Origin of the sequence: Oleiharenicola lentus, assembly GCF_051660365.1 — a bacterium.
Classification (GTDB): domain Bacteria; phylum Verrucomicrobiota; class Verrucomicrobiia; order Opitutales; family Opitutaceae; genus Lacunisphaera; species Lacunisphaera lenta_A.
In genome coordinates, this window is sequence record NZ_JBOZXB010000001.1 from 1,487,260 (window position 1) to 1,510,876 (window position 23,617).

At 61.3% G+C, this 23,617-nt stretch carries 17 protein-coding genes; 10 read left to right on the top strand and 7 right to left on the bottom strand.

Translation table 11 applies throughout. The features are described 5' to 3' along the window. Positions 1-2 precede the first annotated feature (2 nt). Entirely contained in the window at positions 3-1,346 is a 1,344-nt protein-coding gene (locus ACRRQW_RS05390) for a cobalamin-dependent protein (RefSeq protein WP_438480238.1), read from the top strand. Then, entirely contained in the window at positions 1,343-3,088 is a 1,746-nt protein-coding gene (locus ACRRQW_RS05395; RefSeq protein ID WP_438480239.1) for a methylmalonyl-CoA mutase family protein, read from the top strand. Before ACRRQW_RS05390 ends, ACRRQW_RS05395 begins: the two co-directional genes overlap by 4 nt. Before the next feature lie 144 nt (positions 3,089-3,232). On the opposite strand, the gene ACRRQW_RS05400 is transcribed toward ACRRQW_RS05395, so the two are convergent. From ACRRQW_RS05400 to ACRRQW_RS05410, 3 genes are all read right to left on the bottom strand, one after another. Continuing rightward, positions 3,233-6,391 (bottom strand): thiamine pyrophosphate-dependent enzyme, encoded by a 3,159-nt coding sequence (locus ACRRQW_RS05400; RefSeq protein ID WP_438480240.1) that lies wholly within the window; start codon positions 6,389-6,391, stop codon positions 3,233-3,235. Between the two features lie 210 nt (positions 6,392-6,601). Further along, positions 6,602-8,620 carry a 3-hydroxyacyl-CoA dehydrogenase NAD-binding domain-containing protein gene (locus tag ACRRQW_RS05405; protein ID WP_438480241.1) on the bottom strand — a complete coding sequence of 673 codons (2,019 nt, stop codon included), beginning with the start codon at positions 8,618-8,620 and terminating at the stop codon, positions 6,602-6,604. A gap of 68 nt (positions 8,621-8,688) precedes the next feature. Beyond that, positions 8,689-9,438, bottom strand: a complete 750-nt coding sequence (locus ACRRQW_RS05410; RefSeq protein WP_438480242.1) for an RluA family pseudouridine synthase — start codon at positions 9,436-9,438, stop codon at positions 8,689-8,691. 119 nt (positions 9,439-9,557) lie between these two features. On the opposite strand from ACRRQW_RS05410, the gene ACRRQW_RS05415 reads away from it, so the two are divergent. Beyond that, the gene (locus tag ACRRQW_RS05415) at positions 9,558-11,159 is read left to right on the top strand and encodes a GH3 family domain-containing protein (protein ID WP_438480243.1); all 1,602 of its coding nucleotides are present in this window, start codon (positions 9,558-9,560) and stop codon (positions 11,157-11,159) included. 134 nt (positions 11,160-11,293) lie between these two features. On the opposite strand, the gene ACRRQW_RS05420 is transcribed toward ACRRQW_RS05415, so the two are convergent. Then, entirely contained in the window at positions 11,294-12,964 is a 1,671-nt protein-coding gene (locus ACRRQW_RS05420) for a hypothetical protein (RefSeq protein ID WP_438480244.1), read from the bottom strand. A gap of 129 nt (positions 12,965-13,093) precedes the next feature. Between ACRRQW_RS05420 and ACRRQW_RS05425 the strand changes: the two genes are divergently transcribed. Then, on the top strand, positions 13,094-15,157 hold the full coding sequence (locus tag ACRRQW_RS05425; RefSeq protein WP_438480245.1) for a TonB-dependent receptor: 2,064 nt from the start codon (positions 13,094-13,096) through the stop codon (positions 15,155-15,157). 160 nt (positions 15,158-15,317) lie between these two features. Here ACRRQW_RS05425 and ACRRQW_RS05430 read toward each other — a convergent pair whose 3' ends face one another. Next, complete coding sequence (locus ACRRQW_RS05430) at positions 15,318-16,532, bottom strand: alpha/beta hydrolase (protein WP_438480246.1); 1,215 nt, start codon at positions 16,530-16,532, stop codon at positions 15,318-15,320. Positions 16,533-16,620: 88 nt separating this feature from the next. On the opposite strand from ACRRQW_RS05430, the gene ACRRQW_RS05435 reads away from it, so the two are divergent. The 6 genes from ACRRQW_RS05435 to ACRRQW_RS05460 all read left to right on the top strand — a co-directional run bounded on the left by ACRRQW_RS05435 (position 16,621) and on the right by ACRRQW_RS05460 (position 21,304). Continuing rightward, positions 16,621-17,313: a pseudouridine synthase gene (locus tag ACRRQW_RS05435; protein WP_438480247.1), complete on the top strand. Its 693-nt coding sequence runs from the start codon at positions 16,621-16,623 to the stop codon at positions 17,311-17,313. After that, positions 17,310-17,618, top strand: coding sequence for a YhbY family RNA-binding protein (locus ACRRQW_RS05440; RefSeq protein WP_438480248.1), 309 nt, complete (start codon positions 17,310-17,312; stop codon positions 17,616-17,618). The genes ACRRQW_RS05435 and ACRRQW_RS05440 overlap by 4 nt, the downstream gene beginning before the upstream one ends. 203 nt (positions 17,619-17,821) lie before the next feature. Then, positions 17,822-18,619 carry a polysaccharide lyase gene (locus tag ACRRQW_RS05445; RefSeq protein ID WP_438480249.1) on the top strand — a complete coding sequence of 266 codons (798 nt, stop codon included), beginning with the start codon at positions 17,822-17,824 and terminating at the stop codon, positions 18,617-18,619. 145 nt (positions 18,620-18,764) lie between these two features. Beyond that, positions 18,765-19,859 (top strand): hypothetical protein, encoded by a 1,095-nt coding sequence (locus ACRRQW_RS05450; protein ID WP_438480250.1) that lies wholly within the window; start codon positions 18,765-18,767, stop codon positions 19,857-19,859. An 18-nt stretch (positions 19,860-19,877) separates the two neighbouring features. Beyond that, entirely contained in the window at positions 19,878-20,885 is a 1,008-nt protein-coding gene (locus tag ACRRQW_RS05455) for a hypothetical protein (protein ID WP_438480251.1), read from the top strand. Positions 20,886-20,887: 2 nt separating this feature from the next. Further along, the gene (locus ACRRQW_RS05460; RefSeq protein WP_438480252.1) at positions 20,888-21,304 is read left to right on the top strand and encodes a DUF1573 domain-containing protein; all 417 of its coding nucleotides are present in this window, start codon (positions 20,888-20,890) and stop codon (positions 21,302-21,304) included. A gap of 23 nt (positions 21,305-21,327) precedes the next feature. On the opposite strand, the gene ACRRQW_RS05465 is transcribed toward ACRRQW_RS05460, so the two are convergent. Both ACRRQW_RS05465 and ACRRQW_RS05470 read right to left on the bottom strand, forming a co-directional pair. Then, positions 21,328-22,017, bottom strand: coding sequence for a choice-of-anchor R domain-containing protein (locus tag ACRRQW_RS05465; protein WP_438480253.1), 690 nt, complete (start codon positions 22,015-22,017; stop codon positions 21,328-21,330). A gap of 74 nt (positions 22,018-22,091) precedes the next feature. Continuing rightward, positions 22,092-23,582, bottom strand: a complete 1,491-nt coding sequence (locus tag ACRRQW_RS05470) for a hypothetical protein (RefSeq protein WP_438480254.1) — start codon at positions 23,580-23,582, stop codon at positions 22,092-22,094. Positions 23,583-23,617: the final 35 nt, after the last annotated feature.

The window sequence follows — 23,617 nt, forward strand, 5'->3', positions numbered from 1 at the left end:
ACATGGCTGTTGGTAACTCCCCGAAATCCGCCGCGCCAATCCGCATTCTGACCGCCGTTCCCGTATGCGACGGCCACGATAGCGCGGTCACCACGATAAACATCGAACTCGCGCGCCACGGCATCGAGGTCATTTATCTCGGCTATCATCAACCCGCATCGGCCATCGTGCGCGCCGCCATTCAGGAAGATGTCAATGTGGTCGGCCTCTCCTCCTACAACGGCGGCCACATCGTGTTTTTTAAGGAAGTCGTCGACCAGCTGCGCAAAAGCGGCAATGGCGACATTCCCGTTTTCGGCGGCGGCGGCGGCACGATCACCCAAGCCGACGAGCGCGTCATGAAGCGCCAGGGCACCGATCGCATCTTCTTCGCCGGCACCCCGCTCGACGACATCATGGCTTTGATCAAAAAAGATTACGCGCACGTGCCGAAGCTCACCCGGAAACTTCGCGGCGACCGCGCCCTGGCCCGGGCGATCACGCTCGCTGAGGAAGCTGTGTTCGCGAGCAAAACCTCTCGCCTCTCGCCTTTTGCCGCTCGCCCGAACGCAAAGCGTTCCTTCGTCGTCGGCGTCGCCGGCCCCGGCGGCGCTGGCAAATCCACGCTCATCGACGAACTCACCTCGCGCTTCCTACGGAGCAACCCGACGGGCCGCATCGCCCTCCTCGCCAACGATCCTTCCCATCCCGATTCGGGTGGCGCCATCCTCGGCGATCGCGTCAGCGCCATCTACGCGCAAGACGACCGCGTCTTCTTCCGGTCGCTCGCAACGCGCGGCAGCCTCACCGGGCTTTCCGCCGCCTCGCCCGCTGCAATTGAGATTCTGAAACAAAGCGGCGAGTTCGACCTGATCCTCGTCGAATCCGTCGGCGTCGGCCAGGAAAGCGATCCGTTTCAAATCTTCGGCAAAAAACCCAAACTCGTCGACGCCACCTTGTTCGTGCTCGCGCCTTACTACGGCGGCCTGATTCAGCTGCAAAAAATTACCCTGCTCAACGGCGCCGATTTTGTCGCGCTCAACAAATGCGACCATCCGATGGCACACACCGCCAAAGCGGAAATCCAAGCGCGCCTAAATCAAAACGCTCAAGACCAGTCACTCTATCCCACCACCGCCGCGAAACATTTCGATCCCGGCGTTGACGCCCTGTTTACGGCCATTGCGAAGGTCGCAGGCCTTGAGGTAGGGCCCGACCTCCGGGCGGGCCGGTCGGCCTCCCCGCGGCAAAAGGTAGGGGCGGTTATCCCTAACCGCCCTCCATCCACGTCCGCCGCGCAAGGGCCGTTAAGGATAACGGCCCCTACCTCGAAAAAACAGCGTCTCAAAAAAGGAGCCCGCGCATGAGCCAGCTCGGAAAAATCTCCGATTCAATCGACGCCTACAACGCGCACGTCGCCGCCGAATCTGCACGCGCCCGCACCGATGCGAAATTCGCCGCCGAGTTGCGCGCGAAATTTGCCCAACTCCGCGCAGCCGTCGAAACCACCCAATCTCCCACCGGCACTCCGCTCCCCCGCGTCGCGTTGCCCGACACTGACGAGCCAGGCGCGATCGCTGAATACCTGCTCGGTCAAGGCGCACCCGGCCAGTTTCCGTATGCCACGGCGGCGTATCGCGAAATGTATTTGGACAAAGACACGGCCACTGGCGAGGAACCGATGCGCCTATTCGCCGGCCTCGGCCTCGCCGACGACACCAATGCGCGTTTCAAATATTTAAACCGTCACCAAAAAAGCCTGCGCCTCTCGACCGCGTTCGACGGCCCCACACTCTACGGTCTCGATTCCGATCACGAAGGCGTGCTCGGCAAAGTCGGCGAAGGCGGCGTCGCGATCGATACCGTCGAGGACATGCAGCGACTCTTCGCGGGTTTCGACCTCACCCGCAAAGACGCGTCCGTTTCGATGACGATGAACGCGCCCGCGCCGGTCATTCTTGCGATGTTCATCGCCGCCGCGAAACGACGCTTCGGCCCCGATTGCGTCGCGAATCTGCGCGGCACGATCCAAGCCGACATGCTCAAGGAAGTGCAGGCGCAGAACGAAGTGATCTTCCCCGTCGACGCCTCGCTGCGGTTTCTCTGCGACATGATCGAGTGGTGCGTGCCGAACATGCCGAAGTGGTATCCCGTCTCGATTTCCGGCTACCACATCGCCGAAGCCGGCGCCACGCCCGTGCAGCAAGCCGCGTTCACGCTCTCCAACGGTTTCACTTACGCCGAGTTGCTCAAGCAACGCGGCGCGGAGGTGAACGACTTCGGCCCGCGCCTCTCTTTCTTTTTAGACTGCGGGCTCGACGTCGAATACCTCGTGCTCGGCCGCGTGTGCCGCCGCATCTGGGCCATCGGCATGCGCGATGTCTTCGGCGCGAATGCCAAAGCGCAGATTTTAAAACTCCACACGCAGACCAGCGGACGTTCCCTCATCGCGGCCGAGTTTCAAAATAACCTCACGCGCACCGCCGCCGAACTGATGGTCGCTTACATGAATTACACCAATTCATGTCACTCCAACTCCGCCGACGAACCGTTCACGACGCCCACGGAAAAATACGCGCTTCTCGCTTCGCACGGCCAATCGATCCTGCTCGAGGAATCGGGTTTCTTTAAACACACGATGAACCTCTTCGGCGGCTCACCCGGCTTGCTCGCACTCGAACGCTCGGTGGAAAAAGAAATCCTCAAAGTGTTTCGCGAAATGGACACGCTCGGCGGCGTCATTCCCGCGATGGAGCAACGCTACCAACGCAGCAAGATCCAGGAAGCCGGCCACCGCATCGAAACGCAGATCTATTCCGGCGAGCGCCCCATCATCGGCCTCAACAAATACATTTCCGACGAACCGATGCCCAGCGTCCCGCTCGCCCGCACGCCGCCCGCGAAACAACGCCTGCAAGTCACGCGCCTCAAAGCTTTCAAAAAGAAGCACGCCAAAAAATCCGCCGAAGCCCTGCAACGCCTCGAAAACGTGACCCGCGGCAGCGGCAACGTGTTCGCCGAACTCATCTCCACCGTCGAAACCTGTTCCCTCGGCCAAATCACCGCGTGCCTCACCCACGTCGTCGGCAAATTCCGTCCGATGGTGTGAGTTTTAATCTTCCGGATTTAACCGCTAATCCTCGCTAATTTGCTGATGAAAGGAGCCCTGTCTTAAGGTTCACTCTCTCTCTGTCTTGATTAGCGAGAATGAGCGTAAATTAGCGGTGGTTCCGCCTGTATCTCATCTGCCCGCTCAGCCCGGCAGCTTAAAGCCTTCCATCTCGCGTTTCACGTCCTGCAGAAATGCGGCCGCACCGGCGCCGTTCATGACCTTGTGATCAAACGTGAGTGAAAGAGTAATGACCTCGGCGGGATAAATCGCGCCGCCTTCGTTGATCATGCGCTCGTGCGCGGCGCCTATGAAAATCGTCGCGACCGACGGCGGCACAACGATCGGCGTGGCGCTCTCGATGCCAAACGCGCCGAGGCTGGTGATGTTCAGCGGCGCTTGCACATCCGTGAGTTTGCCGCCGCGGGTTTCCTCGAGCGCACGATTATAGGCGGCGCAGAAATCAGTCCACGAAAGCTTATTCGCGCCCGCGATCGACGCCGTCGCGAGCCGGTCGCCTTCGAGCGCGACAGCGACGCCTTGCTCGAAGTCCGTGTGCTCGTAAATCACCCCATCCTTCCCGACGATGCAGCGAAGACTCGCATGCTTTTCCTGCGCGCGAGTAATGCACCACGCCATCATGACGGAAGGAGATGCGGCGGATTTTCCAAATTTAGCTTTCGCTTCTTCGCGGGCTTTGCGGAGCGCATCCCAACGGACATCCATGAGCATGTTGGCCGGGACAACGGCATCGAGACGCTTGGTGATCGCGGGATGCAACGCGGGCGGACGGACATTGCCTTTCATGGGAGCAGAGGGAGTTGGCGCCACGGCGGACGCTGTTGAAACCGGACGCGAGACCGCTGGGGTGAGCGCGGCATTTTTTGCTGCGGTCGAAGTGGCGGGAGCAGATTTGAAAACTTCTTTCGGCGACGCGTTGGCGACGCTGGCCTCATCGCCGATCACGAGCGCGATTTCCTGGCCGATCAACACCGTCTCATCGAGCTTGATTTTCCATTCTTTGAATGTGCCCGCAAACGAAGCTTCCACGGGGTAAACCGCCTTGTCCGTCTCAAGCTCACACAATACATCATCGTGGTTCACCGCGTCGCCGGGCTTCTTGTTTAAACTCACCACGCGTGCCGAACGCAGTCCTTCGCCCATGATGGGGACACGCACCACGATGTCGCTCGTGCCGGCAACCACCGCCGGCGCGTGGCCGGGCGCGCCCGAAACCAGGCCCGCAGGTTCGGCAGCCTTTCGCAGGTTGGGCTTTATACCCGACAGCGACGCGTTCATGTCGGGCATAAAGCCCGACCTGCTCACGTCGAGCGCCACGCTCCGCCAGATCGCGTCGACAATTTCATTAACCGTGGGAAGCGCGGCGTATTCGTAAATCGGATTATAGCCGATCATCACATTCGGTTTCGTGATGAGCACGGGCGGGGCTTTCATTGCCGCCCACAATTGTGGCTGGCTCATGAGATGCGTAATAATCATCTGGCCGACCGAGCACGCTTCGGTGTCTTCCTGCACCACGATGAGCCGGCCGGTTTTGCGCACCGAGGCTTCGATGGTGGCTTTGTCCCACGGCATGATGGAACGGAGATCGATCAACTCCACGCTCACCTCGCCCTGCAATTGCGCAATGGCTTCGTGCGCTTTCTCCATCGTATTCCCCCACGCCACGATCGTCAGGTCGTCGCCCTCCGAACACACCCGCGCTTGCCCGAGCGGAATCGAAACCACGGCTTCCTTCGTTTCTTTTTCCGCCCAGAGCATGTGTTTCGGCGCGAGGAAAATCGTGATATCTTCGCCATGCATCGCCGTCCAAAGCAGGCCCGCCGCGTCTTCCGGCGTGGAAGGCACGACGACATTTACTCCGGGAAAATGCGCATACGCGGACTCGTTCGCCTGCGAATGCCACAGCCCGCCGCCCGGCAGATACGCTCCGTAAGGCGCGTAGAACACCGCGGGCACTTTCCATTCACCATTCGAACGCCAGCGTAGACTCGCGAGGTTAGACGCGAGCTGGTTAAAACCAGGAAAACTAAAATCGATGAACTGGAGTTCGAACACCGGTCGCTTGCCGTAGAGCGCGAGCCCGCCGCCGACGCCGAAGATCGTCGATTCGGCGAGGGGCGAATTAAACACCTGCTCCGGAAAATCCGTGGAGAGTTTCTGCGTGAGACGGAAGACGCCGCCTTTCGGATCCTCAACATCTTCGCCGAAAATCAGGCGGCCTGGATCGGCATCGAGTCCGGCGCGCAGCGTCTTATTGATGACGTCGCCCATGCGATACGTGCCGGCTTTGAAAAGTTGCTCGCCCAAATCCGGCGACGCGCCGGTGACATCGAGCAACAACTCATCGGCGCGCGGATCGGCCGCTTTCTCCGCCTCGGCATATTCCGCGCGGACTTTTTCCTTAAGATCGTTTTCGAGTTTGCCGAATTCGACCGCCGTCAGTTCGCCGGCTTTGATCATCGCGTCTTTCAGCACGCGGATCGGATCGCGCGCCTCCATCGCAGCGATGTCTTCCTTCGAACGATACAGCGTGTGATCGTCCGAACTGGTGTGACTGGAAAGGCGCTCGAGGGTGCACCACAGAAAAACCGGGCCTTCGCCCGCGCGCAGTTTCGCGAGCGCTTGCTGCGTCGCAGCATGGAGATCTTCGACATTCGTGCCGTCGACTCGTTGCCACTGGGCCGCGTTCAGCACCGCGAGCGAAAGTGGGTTGGTTTTCCGCGTGGGCGTGGAAATGCCGTAGGCGTTGTCTTCAACGACAAAGAGCACCGGCAGTTTTTTCTCCAACGCGAAGCTGATCGCTTCGTAGAAATCGCCCTGGCGCGTCGCGGCGTCGCCAATCGTGGTGACCACCACGCTTTTTTTCCCATCGAGCTTCATACCCCACGCGACCCCACACGCAGGCAACAGCTGCGTGCCGAGCGGCGTAGGCACACTGACGATGTTCATCTCGCGCGACGAAAAATGCGAAGGCATCATGCGCCCGCGCGACGCCGAATCGCGTTTGGCAAAATACTCGAGCGCGAGGTGGCGCGTGGTCATGCCCCGCGCCATGCACAAACCGCGGTCACGATAATACGGCAAAATGTAATCTTCCGCGCCAAGCTGGGCGCCCAGGGTGGCCAAGGCCTCGTGTCCGCGCCCGCTGACGTGGAAATGTCCCTTGCCTTGCCGGTTCAGGCTCTCCTCGCGCAGGTCTCCGTGCCGGCTTTCCAGCATGGTCAGCAGCAGCTGCCGCTTCTGTTCTTTGCTCAGGGTTTTTGACGTGGCTTGGGCCATCTTCGAAGACGGGGAATCTTTGCGACAAATCACCCGCTCGCAACGGATTTTTAGAAAGCCTGCTCCTGTGAGCAGCGGGAATACTCCGTTCCGCCTAAATCATTCAAACGCCGACACGAATCTCACAAACTCCACGAACCAGCCTTCAGGTTTGGAATTCCTCCCGACAATTCGTGTGATTCGTGAAATTCGTGGCTCAGCGTTATCCGCTCACGCCATCTCCACGCTCCGCGCGTAACGCATCAGTCCGCCGCGAAACGCCGGAAAGCCCGCACCCATCAGCAACGCCAGATCGGCGTCATCCGGCGATTTCAACACGCCTTCCGCCAACACACGTTTCGTTTCCTCGATCATGACGCCGTTGAGCTTGGCCGCGATGGCTTCGTCCGACATGTCGATTTTCGCCGCGGGGGCGAATTGCTCCACCGCCGGGTTCAATTTCTCGCCCTCGGCAAACGCATAGAAGCCCGCACTCGTGCCATTCTTTCGACCACGCAGTCCAGCCGCGAGCAACTTCCCGCACACACTGGTCGGGAGAAAGCGCTCCGGGAAATAGTGCTTCATTTCCCCGTAAATAAAATCCGTCACGTCCACGCCGACTTCGTCGATCAACCGCATCGGCCCCATCGGCCAGCCCCAGTCACGCATCGCCCGATCAAGTGTCTCTGTCGGCACACCTTGCTCCCAAAGACGACAAGCTTCGTTGAGATAGAAAAACAAAACGCGCGTGACGAAAAACCCCGGCGACGAGCGGCAGATCACCGGCGTCTTGCCGAGCTTCTTCACAAACGCCAGCGCGCGATCCGCCGTTGCGCGAGAGGTGTGCGGACTCACCACCATCTCGACCAGCGGCATCCGTCCGACTGGATTAAAAAAATGCAACCCCAGCGTGCGCTCCTGGCCCGCGAGCGGTGCCATGATTTCATCGATCGGCAGCGCGGAAGTATTCGACGCCACCAAGCACTCCGGCGGCAGCACTTTCGAAAGTTGCGCGTAAACTTTGCGCTTCGCCGCGACGTCTTCGACGATCGCCTCAATAATCAGATCGCAGCTCTCCAAATCCTCCACCGAAGTCGTAATGCCGATGCTGCCCGTGGATTTGTGCGCCTGGGCGGAGGTCATCTTCCCACGCTTCACCAAATCGGCAAACAGCGCACGAATCACCGCCACGCCGCGATCGAGCGCCTCGCCATTCGAGTCGCACAACATCACGCCGTAGCCGTGCATCACGCACCACTGCGCGATGCCCGAACCCATCACCCCCGCGCCGATCACGCCGATAATTTGAAACGGTGCCGTCGCGGACGGCGCAGACAACACCGTCGCCGGCTCGTTGGGAAACCACGCGTCCATCGTGCTCTTTTTCACCGCGTCTTTCAGGAAAAACACCTGGATCAAATTCTTTGCGACTTCACCGGCGGCGACTCCGCCAAAATTACTCGCTTCGATCTCCAGCGCTTTTTCCAGCGACACCCCGATCGACTGGCCGATCGCGCCCAGCACCGCCAGCGGCGCCGGCTGGCCGCGCATCCGCCCGGCGACCGTTTTGATCTGGTTCGCAAAGAAACCTTCCTCCACGACCGCCACCGTCGGGCGCTGCGGCTTCCCTTCGCTCGCGAGACGCAACGCGGCGGCTTTCGCTTTTTCCTTAAGTTCCGCCGCCAGCACGACCTCGTCGACCAGCCCAACGCGCAAGGCTTCCGCCGACGGCACCAACGCCGCCTTTAAAATATGTTCCACCGCCGCCATCACGCCAATCAAACGCGGCAAACGCGCGCAGCCGCCCCAACCCGGAATCAGGCCGATACCGACTTCGGGCAGCCCGATCACCGTTTCCTTCGCGTCACTCGCGATTCGCCAGTCGCACGCCAGCGCCATTTCATAGCCACCGCCCGCACACGCCCCGTGAATCGCGCAGACCACCGGCACGCCGAGCGTTTCCAAGCGCGCGAATAATCGTTGGCCGGCGTGCGATGCTGTCTCCGCCTCCGCGACACTCGAGAGCTTCGCGAGCCATTTCAAATCTGCGCCTGCGATAAAAATCTTCTCCTTCGCACTGATCAGCACGACCGCCTTGGGCGCAGCTTTTTTCAAGGCCTCGATCGCTTCGCCCAACGCCGCTTGCGTGGTAGGATTAAAGATGTTCGCGCGTCCGTTGGGATCGTCGAACACGATCCAGCCGACCTGATCTGCGTCGATGAAATGGTTAACCGGGCTCTGGGAACTCATGCTACTCTGGATTGCCGCCAGCCAACCGCGCTTCGAGCTTCAAGTAAAGCCCTGCCACGAAACAAAAATCAGCGGCGCTTTCCTTCGGCGAATTTTCGCAAATATTTCAACGCCACTTCGAAATCATTGGGCAGCGGTGACGTAATCGTAACCGATTCGCGGGTCGCGGGATGTTTGAAGGTCAACGATCCCGCATGCAGCGCGAGGCGCGCGATCAGCGGCTTTTCGTCCACGCGGCCTTTGTAACCGCGCTTGAGATCGGAGAGCATCAGCTTCGCATCGGTGCCGTAAAAAGGATCGTTGAGAATCGGCGTTTCGGTCGCCGCGAGGTGGATGCGGATCTGGTGCGTGCGGCCCGTCAGCGGCCGGCATTCCACGTAGGCGAAACTCGTCCGCCCGGCGGGTTGCGGGAATTTTTCCAACACGGTGCAATGCGTCGTGCTGGCCTTGCCGTGTTTTTTCACCACGCACATCCGGCCGGGTTTCGCTTCGTCCTCTTTGATGACGAGATCGACGGTGTAACTGTCGCTCGCGGGAATCGCCGTCGTGATCGCGTGGTAGATTTTCCCGACGCTTTTCGACTGGAACTGGCCGCTCACGAAATCGAGCGCGAGCTTCGTCTTGGTGCACAGCACGACGCCACTCGTGTCAGCATCGATGCGGTGCACGTTGGCGACGTGGTGCCCCAGCTTGTCGTGCACGAGGTCCATGAGATTCTCGCGCGATTTATCCCAGCGGTCGGGCGCGATCAGCATGCCGCTCGGTTTTTCGAACGCGATCAGGGTGTCGTCTTCGTAAAGGACTGGCGGCAACGGCATGGAAAAACCAGCGTGGCTCGCGCGTGGGGCACGGCAATCCCGCATTAGGGTATTTTCCTGTGTGTTCGCATGAAAATCTCAGTCGCATTCGCGACTGCGGAGCGTTCAATGCACGCGCAATGACGCTGGCGCCGCGATTTTTGGTCAACCTCTGGGCTGGCTACCGCGCGTCTAAATTTGCCCGCCAGCTCAAATCCTCCGGCTACAGTCAGGCGTCGCAAAAAGCCGCGTTCGCGCAACTCATGGCGCAGTTCGGCTCGACCGAATTTGGCCGCGTCCATCGCCTTAAATCAGGAACCTCCTACGACCAGTTCCGCGACCAAGTTCCGCCGCGCACCCACGAGTATTTCCGTCCGCTGATCGAACGTATGCTCACTGGCGAAGCCAACGTGCTAACGCCGGGCCGGTGTCAGTTTTTCGTCGAGACGGCGGGCACGACGGGAGACACCGCTAAAGTGCTGCCCGTGCCCGAGGAGATGCTCGCGCATTTCCGCCACGGCTTGCGCGATTCACTGCTGCTGTATTCCGCTAACACCGGCCATGCGGGAGTTTTTCTCGGCCGCCAGGTGCACATCGGCAACAGCACCGCGCTCAAAGAAACGAAGGGCATTTACCGCACTTCACTCGACGGAATGCTGGCCCTATGTCTCTCGCCGTGGACGGAAGCCAATCTCTACGCACCGTCGCGTGCGACCGCCGACCTGCCCGAGGGAAAAGCTAAGACCACCGCCGTCGCCCGTGAAATGGTGGCGCGCGATGTCACCCTCGTCGGCGGCACCCCGACCGCGATCCTTGCGCTCGCCCAAGCCGTGCGCGACACCGCGAGCAGCGCCAAGCGCCGCATGACGCACCTGCAAGCGGTGTGGCCGAATCTCGAATGCTGCGCCTTCACCGGCGCATCGCTGGGCTTGTTTGCCGAGGCGTTGCGTGCGTCGCTCGGCCCCACGGTGCATTTCCACGAGATCTACTCGGCGAGCGAAGGGATTTTCGCTGCACAGGATGAAGGCACGCCGACCGCGCTCCGTTTGTTGACCGATACGGGAATCTTTTTTGAATTTCTTCCGCTGCGCCGTTTCTCCGAGGAATCGCTGGCCCACGCAGGCACGGAATGCGTGCCGTTGGAAAAAGTGCAGGCCGGCGTTGATTATGTGATCATCGTCACGACCCCGGCGGGGCTGTGCCGTTACGTGACGGGCGATATCGTGCGCTTCGTCTCCACGGAGCCGCCGCGCCTGCAATTCGCCGGGCGCACGCGCCTGCAATTAAACAAATTCGGCGAACACGTCAGTGAACGCGAACTGCTCGAAACGCTCGTCACGGTGTGTCACCGCAACGGCTGGCAGGCGGTAAATTTTCACGTCGCTCCGCTGAGCGTCCGGCCGATCGCGGGCAAGGTCACGAACAGCCACGAATGGTGGGTGGAGTTGCGCACGCACACGCACAAGACCCCAACGGCAAACGTGCTCGCGCCGGAATTCGACGCGGAACTCACGCAGCGAAATCCCGACTACGCGGCCAAACGTGCCAGTCAGGGACTCGATGAACCGACCGTGCGCCTCGTGATGCCGGGCATTTTCGATCACTGGGCCCAAACGCAACGGCAGTCCGGTGGCACCGGCCGCATGTTGTATTGCCGATCGGATCGTAAAATCGCCGATCAACTCTCCGGCCTCACGCGTTTCCACACCTCCGGCGCACCATTTCCGACACCGGGCGCGTAGTGAGCACAGGATTGCGTTGATAGGGCCCGACCTCCGGGCCCGCCGTCAGGATATCCCCATGCAAACGGCCTGCCCGGAGGTCAGGCCCTACCCGTAGAAACTTTAAAACCTAAACACACACCCACCCACTCTACTCACTCAGCCGACTTCTTGCTCTTCGTCTTCTTCGACGCCTTCGCGTTGAGCCAGACCTGGCCCTTCGCGTTTACATTGAGCCAGAAAATCTCGCCGTTGAGTTCAGCGAATGTCGGTTTGTCTTTGGGCGAAGCCGGTAATTCCAAGCCCGCCGCCGCGAGGGCTGCGAGAATTTGGTCCTCGGATTTTTCCAATTTTTCCGCGAGTTCGGGAATTGGCGCCGTGACGCCTTCGCCGCGCTTTTTCGGCTCCATGAGCAAACGCACCGCCGACAAAGTATTCACCGGAAGCGGCTGAACCTCTTCCACCGCTTTTGACTTGGGCGCGAACACATTGCCCATCGGGCCGGCATCGTGCGCGTCGCCCGCCGGACCATCCGGCATGACGTAAGTAGATTTTTCACCGGATTCAGAGTCAGCATTAACCGCGGCCGCCGAGGCGCCTTCGCCCGGCGCTGACGCCGCGGGTTGGCCGCCACCGCCGCGTGATTCCTCGGCGTTGATCCAGATTTCGCCGCGCGAATTTTTATTCAGCCAGTAATCGAAACCGCCTTCGTTCGCGATGACGTGCTTGCCGCTCTCATCGAGGCGCAGGCCGAACTCGCCGAGCTTGGCCAGCAAGCCCGCTTCATCGAGTTTCAAGGCTTTCGTGAGGAATTGGAAACTGCCCGAACCGCCGCGACCACGACGATTTCGACGCATCATGCTGCGCACTTTCGCGAGAAAAGTTTTCTCGCCCTGCGGTTGCTGATTTTCAGCGCGAGGCTGGGCCGGCGCCGGTTGCGCCGCTGGTTGCTGCGGTTGACGCGGAGCTTGTTCGCGACGCTCGGGCTGCGGACGTGGCTCGCGCGCTTCGTGAGATTGCTGCGCAGGCGCGTGATGTTGCTGGCTGCCGCCCATGCTCGCTTCGACTACGGCGGTTTCTTCTTCGGTGAGACGTTTGCCTTCGATGATGCGGAACACCGGCTCGGGTTTCTCGCGCGTATTCAGCCAGATCTCGCCGCGACGGTTGATGTTCACCCAGAAAAGATCGCCGTCGTATTCGATGTAAACGGGCTTCGCATTTTCGTCCGCCGGAATCTGCAGGCCGCACTCCACGAGCGCAGTTTTGACGTCGGATTCTTCCAACTTCCATTTCTTCGCTAGAAAATCGAGACCCACGGACATGCCCGGGCCACGTTGATTGCGACGCATGTGCGGCTTGAGCGCATCGAAGAACGTCGGCAACTCATCCTCGGCGGAGAGTTTTTGCCATTCATCTTCGGTGTGCTCGGGTGCATCCGGATCGCCGTCGCGCGAGGTGTCGACCGGACGGCGGAAACCGTCGTCGGCGGCCGCTTTTTCCTCGGCAAAATTCTCCGCTTTTTCTTCCGCGGCTGTGGCGCCCGCATTCGCCCCGGAAATACCGGCTTTGAACTTCGCTTCGAACTCGGCGCGGAGTTTGTCCGTTTCAGCGCGCGCGGCGGCGGCGGCGGCATCTTCGAGCGTCCAGTCGCGTTGCGTCGGGCGCCGCGCGAGACCGGTGAAAGCGAGCGAGTTGTCCGGGGGCGTATGGAAATTGATAATTTCCCACTGTTCCTGTCCCAGATCGTTGATAAATTTTTCCATCAGCGCCGGCGTCGCGAATCCGCCCTTGCCGCTGCTGATTACCTTGTATTCCCAATTGGCCATGTGTGCGCAACGCATCCCGTATCGCGCCCTCCGACGCCAGCTTAAACTAGCCGTCGTCCCGCCGGCGTGACGCGCACCCGACTTGAATAACTGAGGATCAGCGCAATGTTCGCTGCGATGCGAATGACCGTGCGCCATCTTCTCACCTTGCTTGCGGCCAGCCGTGCACTGCTCGCCTGCGCGCAAACGCTTACGCTCGATCCGGTCATCATCACCGCCACGCGCGGGCCGCAGAAGGCGGCGAACGTGCCGTTCTCGCAAGTCAGGTTAGACGCAACCGCCTTGCGCGCCTCACCCGCTACCACGCTCGACGGCGCATTGCGGAGCGTGCCGGGCTTCAGCTTGTTTCGGCGCAGCGACAGCCTCACCGCCAACCCAACCGCGCAAGGCGTCTCGCTGCGCGGACTCGGCCCGAGCGGCGCGAGCCGTTCGCTTGTGTTGCTAGACGGCGTGCCGCTCAACGATCCGTTCGGCGGCTGGGTCACATGGAGTAAAATCTCCCGCGAATCCCTCGCGAGCGTCGAACTCGTCCGCGGTGGCGGCGCCACGGCCTGGGGCAACGCGTCACTTGGCGGCGTCGTGCAAGTGCTGACGGAATTTCCCACGCAATCGGGCGGCGGGTTGGTCGCGAGCGCCGGAGATTTTTCCACGCGCTCCGCCGAACTCGGCGTCAACCAAGTGGTGGGGAACTCCACGCTGCAAATTTCCGGGCGCGATTTCGACACCAACGGATTTTCCCTGGTCGCGCCCGAAGACCGCGGCCCGATCGATATCGGTGCGTGGAGCCGTCACCACTGGCTCACCAGCCGCTGGCGCCAGCAATTCTCCACCGACGCGACGCTCACGATCACCGGCCGATCATTTGCGGAAAAACGCGGCAACGGCACGCCGGCGCAACGCAACGCATCGCGCGAAAATTTTGGCTCTGTAAAACTCGATGTGTCGCCACAAAAAAACTTTTCGTGGAGCGCACTCGCTTACGCGCAAGACCAGGTTTTCAGCAGCACATTCACCTCGATCAACGCGACGCGCACCGCCGAAACGCCGGCGAGCGATCAATTCGCCGTGCCCGCCGTCGCGCTCGGCGGTGCGTGGACTGCTGCGTGGACGCACGCCAGCGGCAGCCGCACGAATTTTGGCACCGACCTCCGCCACGTGCGCGGTGAGACGCGCGAACATTACAGTTTCAGCAATGGCGCTTTCACTCGCCAACGCGTCGCGGGCGGCACGCAAGATTTCGCGGGGATTTTCGCGCTCCACGAACAGTCGCTCGCGGCAAACTGGCGCGCGACACTCGGCGGTCGCCTCGATTACTGGCGCGAAACCGACGGCCACCGTCGCGAGCAGGAAGTCGCCACCGGTATCATCGCGCGCGACGACCACTACGCTGATCGCGACGGCGTGGAATTCAGCCCAAGCGCGGGCCTGGTCTGGCAGGCCACGGAAACATGGCGGCTGCGCGCGGCGGCCCAGTATGCGTTTCGCCGGCCCACGCTCAATGAACTCTATCGTCCCTTCCGCGTCGGCAACGTCATCACGGAAGCCAATGCCGCACTCGAAACCGAACACGTCGCAAGCTTCGAAGTCGGCACCGATTACACGCGCGGCACGCTCACGCTCGGGGGTGCGGTGTTTCACAACGAATTCCGCGACGCCGTGGGCAACGTCACCCTCGAGCGCGGCCCCGGCACATTTCCCTTGTTCGGTTTCATTCCTGCCGGCGGCGTCGGTCGCCAACGTCTCAACCTCGACCGCCTCCGCGTGCGCGGCGTGGAGTTGACTGGCAAATGGCAAGTCACGTCCGTGCTCTCGCTCGACGCCGCTTATCTTTACAACGACGCCACCGTGCAACGCGCCGCGCTCGCACCGCCTCTCGAAGGCAAACGCCTCGCGCAAGTTCCGCGCCACACCGCGACCCTCGGCGCCAGTTGGCGCGCGCCGTTTGGTCTGACCGTAACGCCGCGCCTCCGCTGGCTGAGCCGGCAATTCGAGGACGACGAAAACCAACTCATCCTCGGCGAAGTCGTCATCATCGACCTCGGCGCGAGTTACGCCATCACCCCGCGCGCAGAAATTTTCGCCAACCTCGAAAACCTCACCGACACCCGCATCGAAACCGGCCGCAGCGCCGACGGCCTCGTCAACACCGGCACCCCGCGTTTCGCGAACGCCGGCGTGCGCTTCACTTGGTAGGGACCGATCTCCGAGCGGGCCGTCAGGATTCGCGATGCCATTCGACCTGCCCGGAGATCAGGCCCTGCCACAATCCACGGTTAGTCACGGGTTACGTCACCAACCCAATTGACACTTAATAGGTGTCAATTCGCCGATGAGCAGGCCGGCAGAATGAATTTCAGCTCAAACCGAGTTGACACTTATTAAGTGTCAATTGGCCGGCCACTAACCGCGTCACCTGCTGCAGGAAATACTCGATCGCGTAATCGGTGAGCTGGCCGGACGGGCCGTCGGGATTGAAATCGAAACCGTGCGTGGCCCACGGCAGGCGCAGGAAATAATGTTTTACGCCGAGTTCGTTGAGTCGCACGTCGAGGCGTTCGCTGTGCCGCACCCACGCCAGCGTGTCGGGATTGCCGTGCACGAGGAGCGTCGGCGGCGAGTCCGCGCGCGCCAACAACTGACCACTCGCTTCTTCGTAACGCTTTAAACGTTCCGGCGTGTCCGGCGGACCACCGAAGTATTGGCGGAACAGTTTGATCGAGTTTAGCGCGTCGTCCTCGCGCGACACCGACCACGCAAAGGGCATGTCATGCGGCGCATAAAGCGCGATCACCCCGCGAATCGCCGGATCGCGCGCACCGTAACCAACCGCGGTCGCCAATTGTCCGCCGGCGGAACGCCCGATGATCACGAATCGCTGCGAATCGATCCCGAGTCGCTTCGAATTCGTTTTTAGAAAATCAATTGCCGCCCTCACGTCTTCGCGCTGCGCCGGCCAGATAAATTGCGGAGCCAGTCGATAACTGATCGCCGCCACCACATAGCCCCGCGCGACCCACCGGCGGTTCCACGCCGCGAGTTGCGTGCGATCGCCGCCGTCCCAGCCGCCGCCGTGAATCACGACGAGACACGGCCGCATCGTTGTGTCCGTCTCGCGCGGATTCGAGCGGCGATAAAAATCCAGTTTCAGCTCCTGCCCCGCTGGTCGCGAAAAGACTTCCGTGGTGACTTGCTCCGCGGGGATTGCCGAACCGCGATACAGCCAGCCGAAATCGAACGGCGCGTTCGTCGAGACGCGGCCTCCCAATGCCGTGCTCAATTCCTGCGGCAGTTTTTCAGCAATCTTTCGCGCGCTGACAACCGGGCGGACAAATCCCACAACCGCCACCCCACACAAAGCCAGTGCCGTCCAACGCCCTGCACCCTCAAGCGAACAGAACGCCCAGATCCCCAGTCCGACCGGCGCCAGCACCAGCCAGTGTCCAAATTCCCCGGCCACAATCGCCAGCTTCCACACCAGCATCGAATCCGGCGCCTGCCGCCAGGTGAGGAGGGAAAGCGCGGCAACCAGAAGAGAAAGGGTGAGAATCAGCACAAGTTTCAGAGGCACGACGCTACTACGAACCAACCCGGCGAAAAGATGTAATTTCCGCGTGCGCTCTCGTCGCATCGTCGTTTCACTGCGCGTTCTCTCTGCCATGCGTCGCCTCGATCAACTCCTCGCCAACCTCGGCTACTGCTCCCGCAGCGAAGCGCGGGCGTGGATTCGCGACGGTCGCGTGACGATCAGCGGTAAGGTCACGAAGGATTTTGGCGCGAAAGCGCACGCGGCGCACGTGCGGATCGACGGCGAACCGCTCGATCATCCCGATGGTGTGCTGATCTTGGTCAATAAACCCACCGGCCTCGTTTGTTCGCATGACGAACGCGAAGGCGCCAATGTTTACAGCCTGCTGCCCACCCGCTGGCGGGCGCGCAATCCACAGATCACGAGCATCGGGCGGCTCGATAAAGACACCAGCGGCCTCATCCTGCTCACCGATCAGAGCGAACTCGTGCACAAACTCACTTCGCCGAAACACAAGGTGCCAAAGCTTTACCGCGCCACGTTGCGCGACGACGTGTTGCCCGACCTGATTCCGCTTTTCGCCAGCGGCACGCTGCTGTTGAAAGACGAGCCGTCGCCGTGCGCGCCGGCAGAACTGAAAATCATTTCCCCGCGCGAAGCCGAACTCACGCTCACCGAAGGGCGTTACCACCAAGTGCGCCGCATGTTCGCGAGCCAAGGCAACGAGGTGCTCACGCTGCATCGCCCGCAGTTCGGTCACCTCGATCTCGGTGACCTGCCCGCTGGACAATGGCGCGAGCTCGCATTGGATACCTTTAAATGACCCAAGAAATTCCCGCTCTCACCGGCGCCCAGAAAACGAAATTGCGCGGCCTCGGCCAGGTCGCACCCGACGCCGCGTGGGTCGGCAAGGAAGGCATCACGCCGGAATTTCTCGCGGAATTAAATAAACAACTCGCGGCGCGCGAGCTCGTGAAACTTCGCTTCACCGGCGGTCAGGATCGCCACGCCCGCGCCGCGCTCACCGAGCAAATTGAAACCGCCGCGCCCTGCCTCTGCGTGGGTGGCGTGGGCAAGACCGCGCTTTTCTGGCGACCGGGCCCGGACGGCGCGCAATTGTTGGCGTAGTCTCGGGCGTTTCGCTGACGCACGCGTTGGCGAAGGGTTCATTTTATCTGGGTAACTTCCCGCCCCTCTAAGGAGGGATGCAGGCGACACGTCATTGCGGTATCTTCGCGGGAACCTCCGATACCCCCACCCCAGTTGTTTGGCCGGCTACTCCCCTCGCGCCGCCTGACGACACCCGGAGATATCCTAGTTAGCTCAAGCCCATGAAAACACGTTTCGTGTCCTGTCTCCTGGCGTCCGCTGCGTTTTGCACCGCGACCTCAGTTTCCCTCGCCGTCGCTTCGTTCCACAACACCGGCACCACTGCCAACGGTGGCGGTTTCTCCAATTGGGACGGTTCCAATCTGGACGCCAATTGCAGTATCACGCAATCCACCAGCACCGCCTACGGTGGTTCCGGCACCTCGATCAAAGCCCAAGCTATCTATAATAGCGGTTACTCGGGCCGTTACCACGCGATGAAGACGCGCAACAACGGCTACACGCTCGGTGAAACCGGTTTCTACGGCTTCGCATTTTATCTGCAGGCCGCGTGGGATTTTTCCGGCTCGCAGCAATACCAGCTGTTTCAATTCATCGCCAACTACAACGGCTCCTCGTGCGGCGAAGACTGGCAACCCTCCGCGATGGTCTGGATCGCCGGTAACAAACTCGCGAGCCGCCGCAACTTCGGCCCGAGCGCCTGCAGTCGCACCACCGTGTCCTACACGAACCTCGCCACGGTGACCGCCGGCGTATGGCACCGCATCGTCATCCAGGCGCGGTGGACGAATGACTCCACGGGTTTCTACAAACTCTGGTATGACGGCTCCAAGGTGCTCGAACTCCTCAGCCAACCGACGACCATCAACGACGGCCGCCAATACCGCATGGACGTCGGCCTCTACGCCAACAGCTGGAAAGATCAGGGCTACGCCACCGGCTCGACCAATCGCCAGCTCTGGATCGACAAAGTCGGCAAAGGCACCGTCTTCGCCGACGCCGATCCGGCGCAGTGGTAAACACGTTTAAAGCTTAAGCAGATCTCTCAACCACGAATGGACACGAAGGCACACGAATGAAAATGCACTGCAATGAGGAGCTCCATGCCGGCTCCGTCATTCGTGTCACTTCGTGTCCATTCGTGGTTTTTGTAGATTTTTCCGCATGAAACTGGCCGTGCTCGCCCTCATCTTCGTTGCATCCGCGCAGGCCGACGAATCGCGCCGGCTTTTTGATTTCACACCCGTCTCCGCCAACAATCCCGTCGTCGCGACGATCAACGAGACGATCAAAATTCCACTCAGCGAACTCCGCGCCTACCGCGACGCCGAGCGCCTCAACACGATCACCGATCCCGCGAGCCTCCCGCAAAAACGCGCGGTGATGGACGATTTGATCTCCGAATACCTCTACGTCGACGAAGCCTTCCGCACAGGCGTCGACCGTTCGCCGGGTTTTGTTAACCAGATGAAGGCGACGCACACGATGGTGCTCACCGATTTCATCGCTTCACGCGTGGAAAGTGAAAAATCCACCGAGCACCCCGAACCCGGCGACGCCACTCTGGCGCTCGCGCATCAACTTTTCGAAGCCGCCGACATCCGCATCTCCAACGAAGCCTACGCGCTCTTGAAAAAATCCGCCGCTGCCCTCGATCAATCGCGCGCTGCCGCAAACCTCGGCCCGGTCATTCCGACGACCGCCGCCGCGAACGCGCAACTCCACGCCATCATCAACGACACGCCTGAAGCCGTGCTGGCCCGCTACGAAGACAAATCGATTTCCGTGCGCCAGATCCTCGCGATCTATGCCGGCCTGCCCGACTCGCGTCCCAATCTTCACATGACGGAAGGCCTGCTCGAAATGCTGAAACCGCTCATCGTGCCCGAACTGATGGCCATAGAAGCCGCGCGCAAAGGCCTCGCCGACGATCCCGTTTTCAAAAACAAACTCATGCAAAACCGAAACGCCCTCCTGCGTTTCTCCATGCAGGATCTCATCGACCACGAAGTAAACGCCGCGATGCGCGCCCCGAATCACGACGCCGAAATGCGCGCGTGGCACGCGAAGCACCGCGCCAACTACGGCCCGCCTCGTGAAACGCCCGGACAACCCGCGCCGGCCTACGAAGAAATCCGCGCCGTCGTCGAAGGCGATTACTCGGTCATGTTACGTGAAAAATTCCTGGCCGAAAAAGCTCGCGCCCTCCGCAAGACGCGCACGATCGAGGTCGACGACGCCGTGCTGGCAAAGCTCTAACTGGATCTCGCTCGCATCATGAAAGCCACCCACACCGCAGCCCTGCTCGCACTCGTGAGTTCAGCGCTGCTCGTCTGGCTGCTCCCGGAAACTCCAGCCACCGCCCCCGCGACGCCCCCGCCAGCCAACCCTGTTTCTCACCCATCGAAAAACACGGCGGATTCTGCCACGCAAACTCTCGCCGCCTTAAAAACCTACTATCGGCGCGAACAGATCAAAGCAGAGCTCGCGATCGAGCAACGCCGCTACGGCGCCAATTATTGGGAGACCGAACTCGGCGCCAAAGCACTCCACGCGTTGCAGGCAGAACGCCTCGCGCGGCTCAACGAGCTCAACGCCGAGATGTCCGGCGTGTGGAGGGAAATGAGTTTTGCATCCGCGGAAACGACCTCCGCACTCACGCCGCTTTTTAGCCCGGAGTCTGCCGGCCCGAATGTGTCGTTTCTATCGCTCGCCTCGCGCGAAAAAGTCGAAACCTTGATCGTCGCCGCTGCGCAACGCGGCCCGATTAAACCCGCGGATCTAATCGACCAACTGCGCACACTCCTGCCTGCGGATGAATTCGCCGACTACGTGAAATGGAACGCTCCGGCCGCCGCGTTACGGCGAATGCAACTCGTCGGTTTTCACGCCAGCGAGAAGGAGTTCAACACTCTCGCGCAGCATCCCGACTTCGTAAATCCAACCTCCGGTCAATCCACCGAACCTGCGCTCTCCGCGAGTGAACTTGAAATTCTGATCGGGGCGGCGCGCTTCGCCGAACTCAACCAGCTCCGCACCGCCGAAAGACAAACCGCGGTTCACGATCTGCATCGCCTCGGCCTGCCGCTCGACTACGCGAAGTGGTTGCAGGATTTTCGCGCGCAAGCCGTCACCACGCTGCAAGCCGTCTGGCAGGAACCGCACACTCCCGACGCCGCCAAGGCCGCCCGCGTCGATCAGCTCCAGCACGCGTATCGCCTTAGTTTGCTCGCCACGCTCTCGCCCACCGGCGCGGCGTTCGACGAAACCGAATTACTTCCTTAACCATGAAAATCACCCTGTCCGCTTTGGTTCGCTGCCTTGCTTTATTCGGGCTGCTTACCGCGCTTTATTCGCCGGCTGCGATTACTTGGGATAAAAAAGAGGTTTCCCTCGAAGTCATTCGTGGCTCGCGTGATTCGGTGCCGACCCAATTCGAGCTGCGCAACACCGGCACCAAACCGGTCACCATCACCGGCATCACGACCAGTTGCAGCTGCACGACCGCCGATCCGGAAAGCAGCAAACTCGCGGCCGGCGAGAAAACCACGCTTTGGGTTCTTTTCACCATCGGCGCGCGCACCGGTCAGCAGGAAAAGACGATCACCGTTACCACCGACGATCCTCAAAGCGCGTCCACGACTCTCACGCTAAAGGTCAAACTCCTCGAGCCAGCGACGCCCGCTGTTAAAGCTGCGGACTGATCTGCAGATCAACGCTGCTCGATTTACTTCAGCCCGCGACGACTGCGGCGTTTCAACGCCACCGCGCCCAGCGCCAGCCCACCGGCCAAAGCCGCGTAGGTCGACGGCTCCGGCACCGCGCTGAGTTCCGTGGCCCGCACGCTCGCTTGCATGCGAAACGCGCCTTCTTGCACCAACATCCAGCTGCTGCCACCGGAATCCGTGGCCAGCACCCCGCTCGGCATTGTCCAGGCGTTCCCGCCGGGAGTTTGGTAGCCGGTGGAGTCTTCGGTAATCGCCCACTGATAATAGCCCGTCGTGGCCACGAGCTCGAAAGCAAAGGTGTTGTTCGGCATCAACGTGACCAAGTTGGTCGGCGTGAACGTCACGTCGTTTAGAAATGATGAGCCGATGCCCGAGTGCGTAAAGGTGACCGGCTCAGCAAATACCTGCGCGCCTTCCAGCACGATCAACCGCGCACTGACCGTTCCGGGGCCGCCGCTCGCCAGGTGCTGCAGCGAAAGCACGAGGCTGTCCAAGTGGTAGGTCTTGGCATCGGTGGTGAACCGAAACCCGCGCCCCGTGACTTCGTAGGTGTTGTTGTGCAGATTCGTGATGTCGTATCGGGGATTTTCGAGCGTCGAAACCTGCGTGACCTGCGCCACCAGTCGCAGCGCCACGAGGGAAATTACGATGCACAACAATCGCGGAAAAAATCGTTTTATGGAATACACGATGCGCACTATCGCCGAATTTCGCCGTTCTGCCCATACGCGGAACCGCGTAGCTAGCGCCGCGAATCACACACTCACCAATCGGGTGGCGCCGCCGCCGACTTGGCCCAGGCACGCGCCGCAGCCGGGTCGTTGACCAGCCACGCGCGATAAACTGCGCGCATGGCCTCGGTGCGCACCGAGGTTTGCGCGAGGGCTTGGGCCCACGCGATCGCGGCAGGTGGATCGTTTTGCACGAGATAAGGAATGAGCGCCGCGGTCGCTTTGCTTTGCGCGGCGGCTTCACCTAGCGAGCCCACGTAACCCTGCGCCGCCGCGAGATCCTGCACCGCCCAGTGCGACACAATATCCGCGAGCAACGCGCCCCGTTCATCACCGGCGCCGCTGGCCATCGTCCACGCTGCCGCCGTCGCCGGATCCTGCCGCGCCCACGCGGACACCGCGGCGGCGAGCGCGCGGTCTTGAGTCATTCCGTCGGGCAGCGACAGCGCCCAATCAAAAGCTTGCTCGGGCGTCTTCGTCACTATCGCCGACGCCAATCGCTCCGCCGCGGCAGCGCGGGCCTCGCCTTCCGGCAACGCGACGAGCGCTGCTTTCGCGGCCGTGCTGTCACGTTGGCCCCAAATTTCCAGGACATTGGCCGTGGCCAGCGCTGCGGAAGTTGTGGCGTCTTTGGGCAATGTCGCGGCCCACGCGAGCGCGAGATCAGGCGCGTCTTCTGCCCAGGCACGCGCCGCCGCAGTCGCCGCCATTTCCCGTGAAGCCGAGGCCGGCATGGTTAAAATCAGTTTAGCCGCGCCGGCGGGATCGAAGGGAATGATCTGCATCAAGGCGTGATACAGGCTCCGGTCGCGCGCTTCTCCGTCCAAGCCTTGCAGCGCAGTTTCGAAGGCCGCCAACGGGTCTTTCTCCGCCAAGGTATAAAGCGTCGTCTCCAGCGCGAGCGCACGCGCCGCGCCGTTCACCCCTTGCGCCCACGACAACGCCGCATCGAGGTCGGCGCGGGCATAAGCATCGGTGTAGGCCCGCCACGCGGGCTCGAAGCCCGGGCCCGCGGGCACTCGCGCGAGACGCTCACGGGCACGCGCGAGATCCTGTTTAGCGAAAAAGTCGAAGAGCGAAGAAAAGAGAGGCCCGTCCCGCTCGTCGCGCACGAGCGCCAGCGCGAGTTCGAACGCACGGTCGGGATCGATGCGAGCCAGTTCCAACAACGAATAGAGCAGCGCCTGCGAACGCTCATCTCCCGGCGGCAGGCCGGCGATGGCGGCAAACATGCCTTCGCGATCCCGCGCGAACCACTGACGCCAGAAGTCGTCGAGTTTGCGGAAACGCTCGTCGGGATCCGTGATGGCCAGCAACTGCGCCAGCTCGCTGGCCAGCGCAGGCGGCACGGAAACGGTCGGCGGGCGCGCATTCAGCACCCCCGCAGCCGCAGTTGAATCAGCCGCAGGAGTCGCGCTTACCGGTGGAGTCTTTTCCTGGTGCGAGGGCAGCCACAGCCACAGGGCGAGCACCGCACCCAGAACTAAAGTTAACCCCGCAAAGGCGACTGAGCGGCGTGACATGGGCAAGAGACGGATCGAAATAAAAACACCGCGCG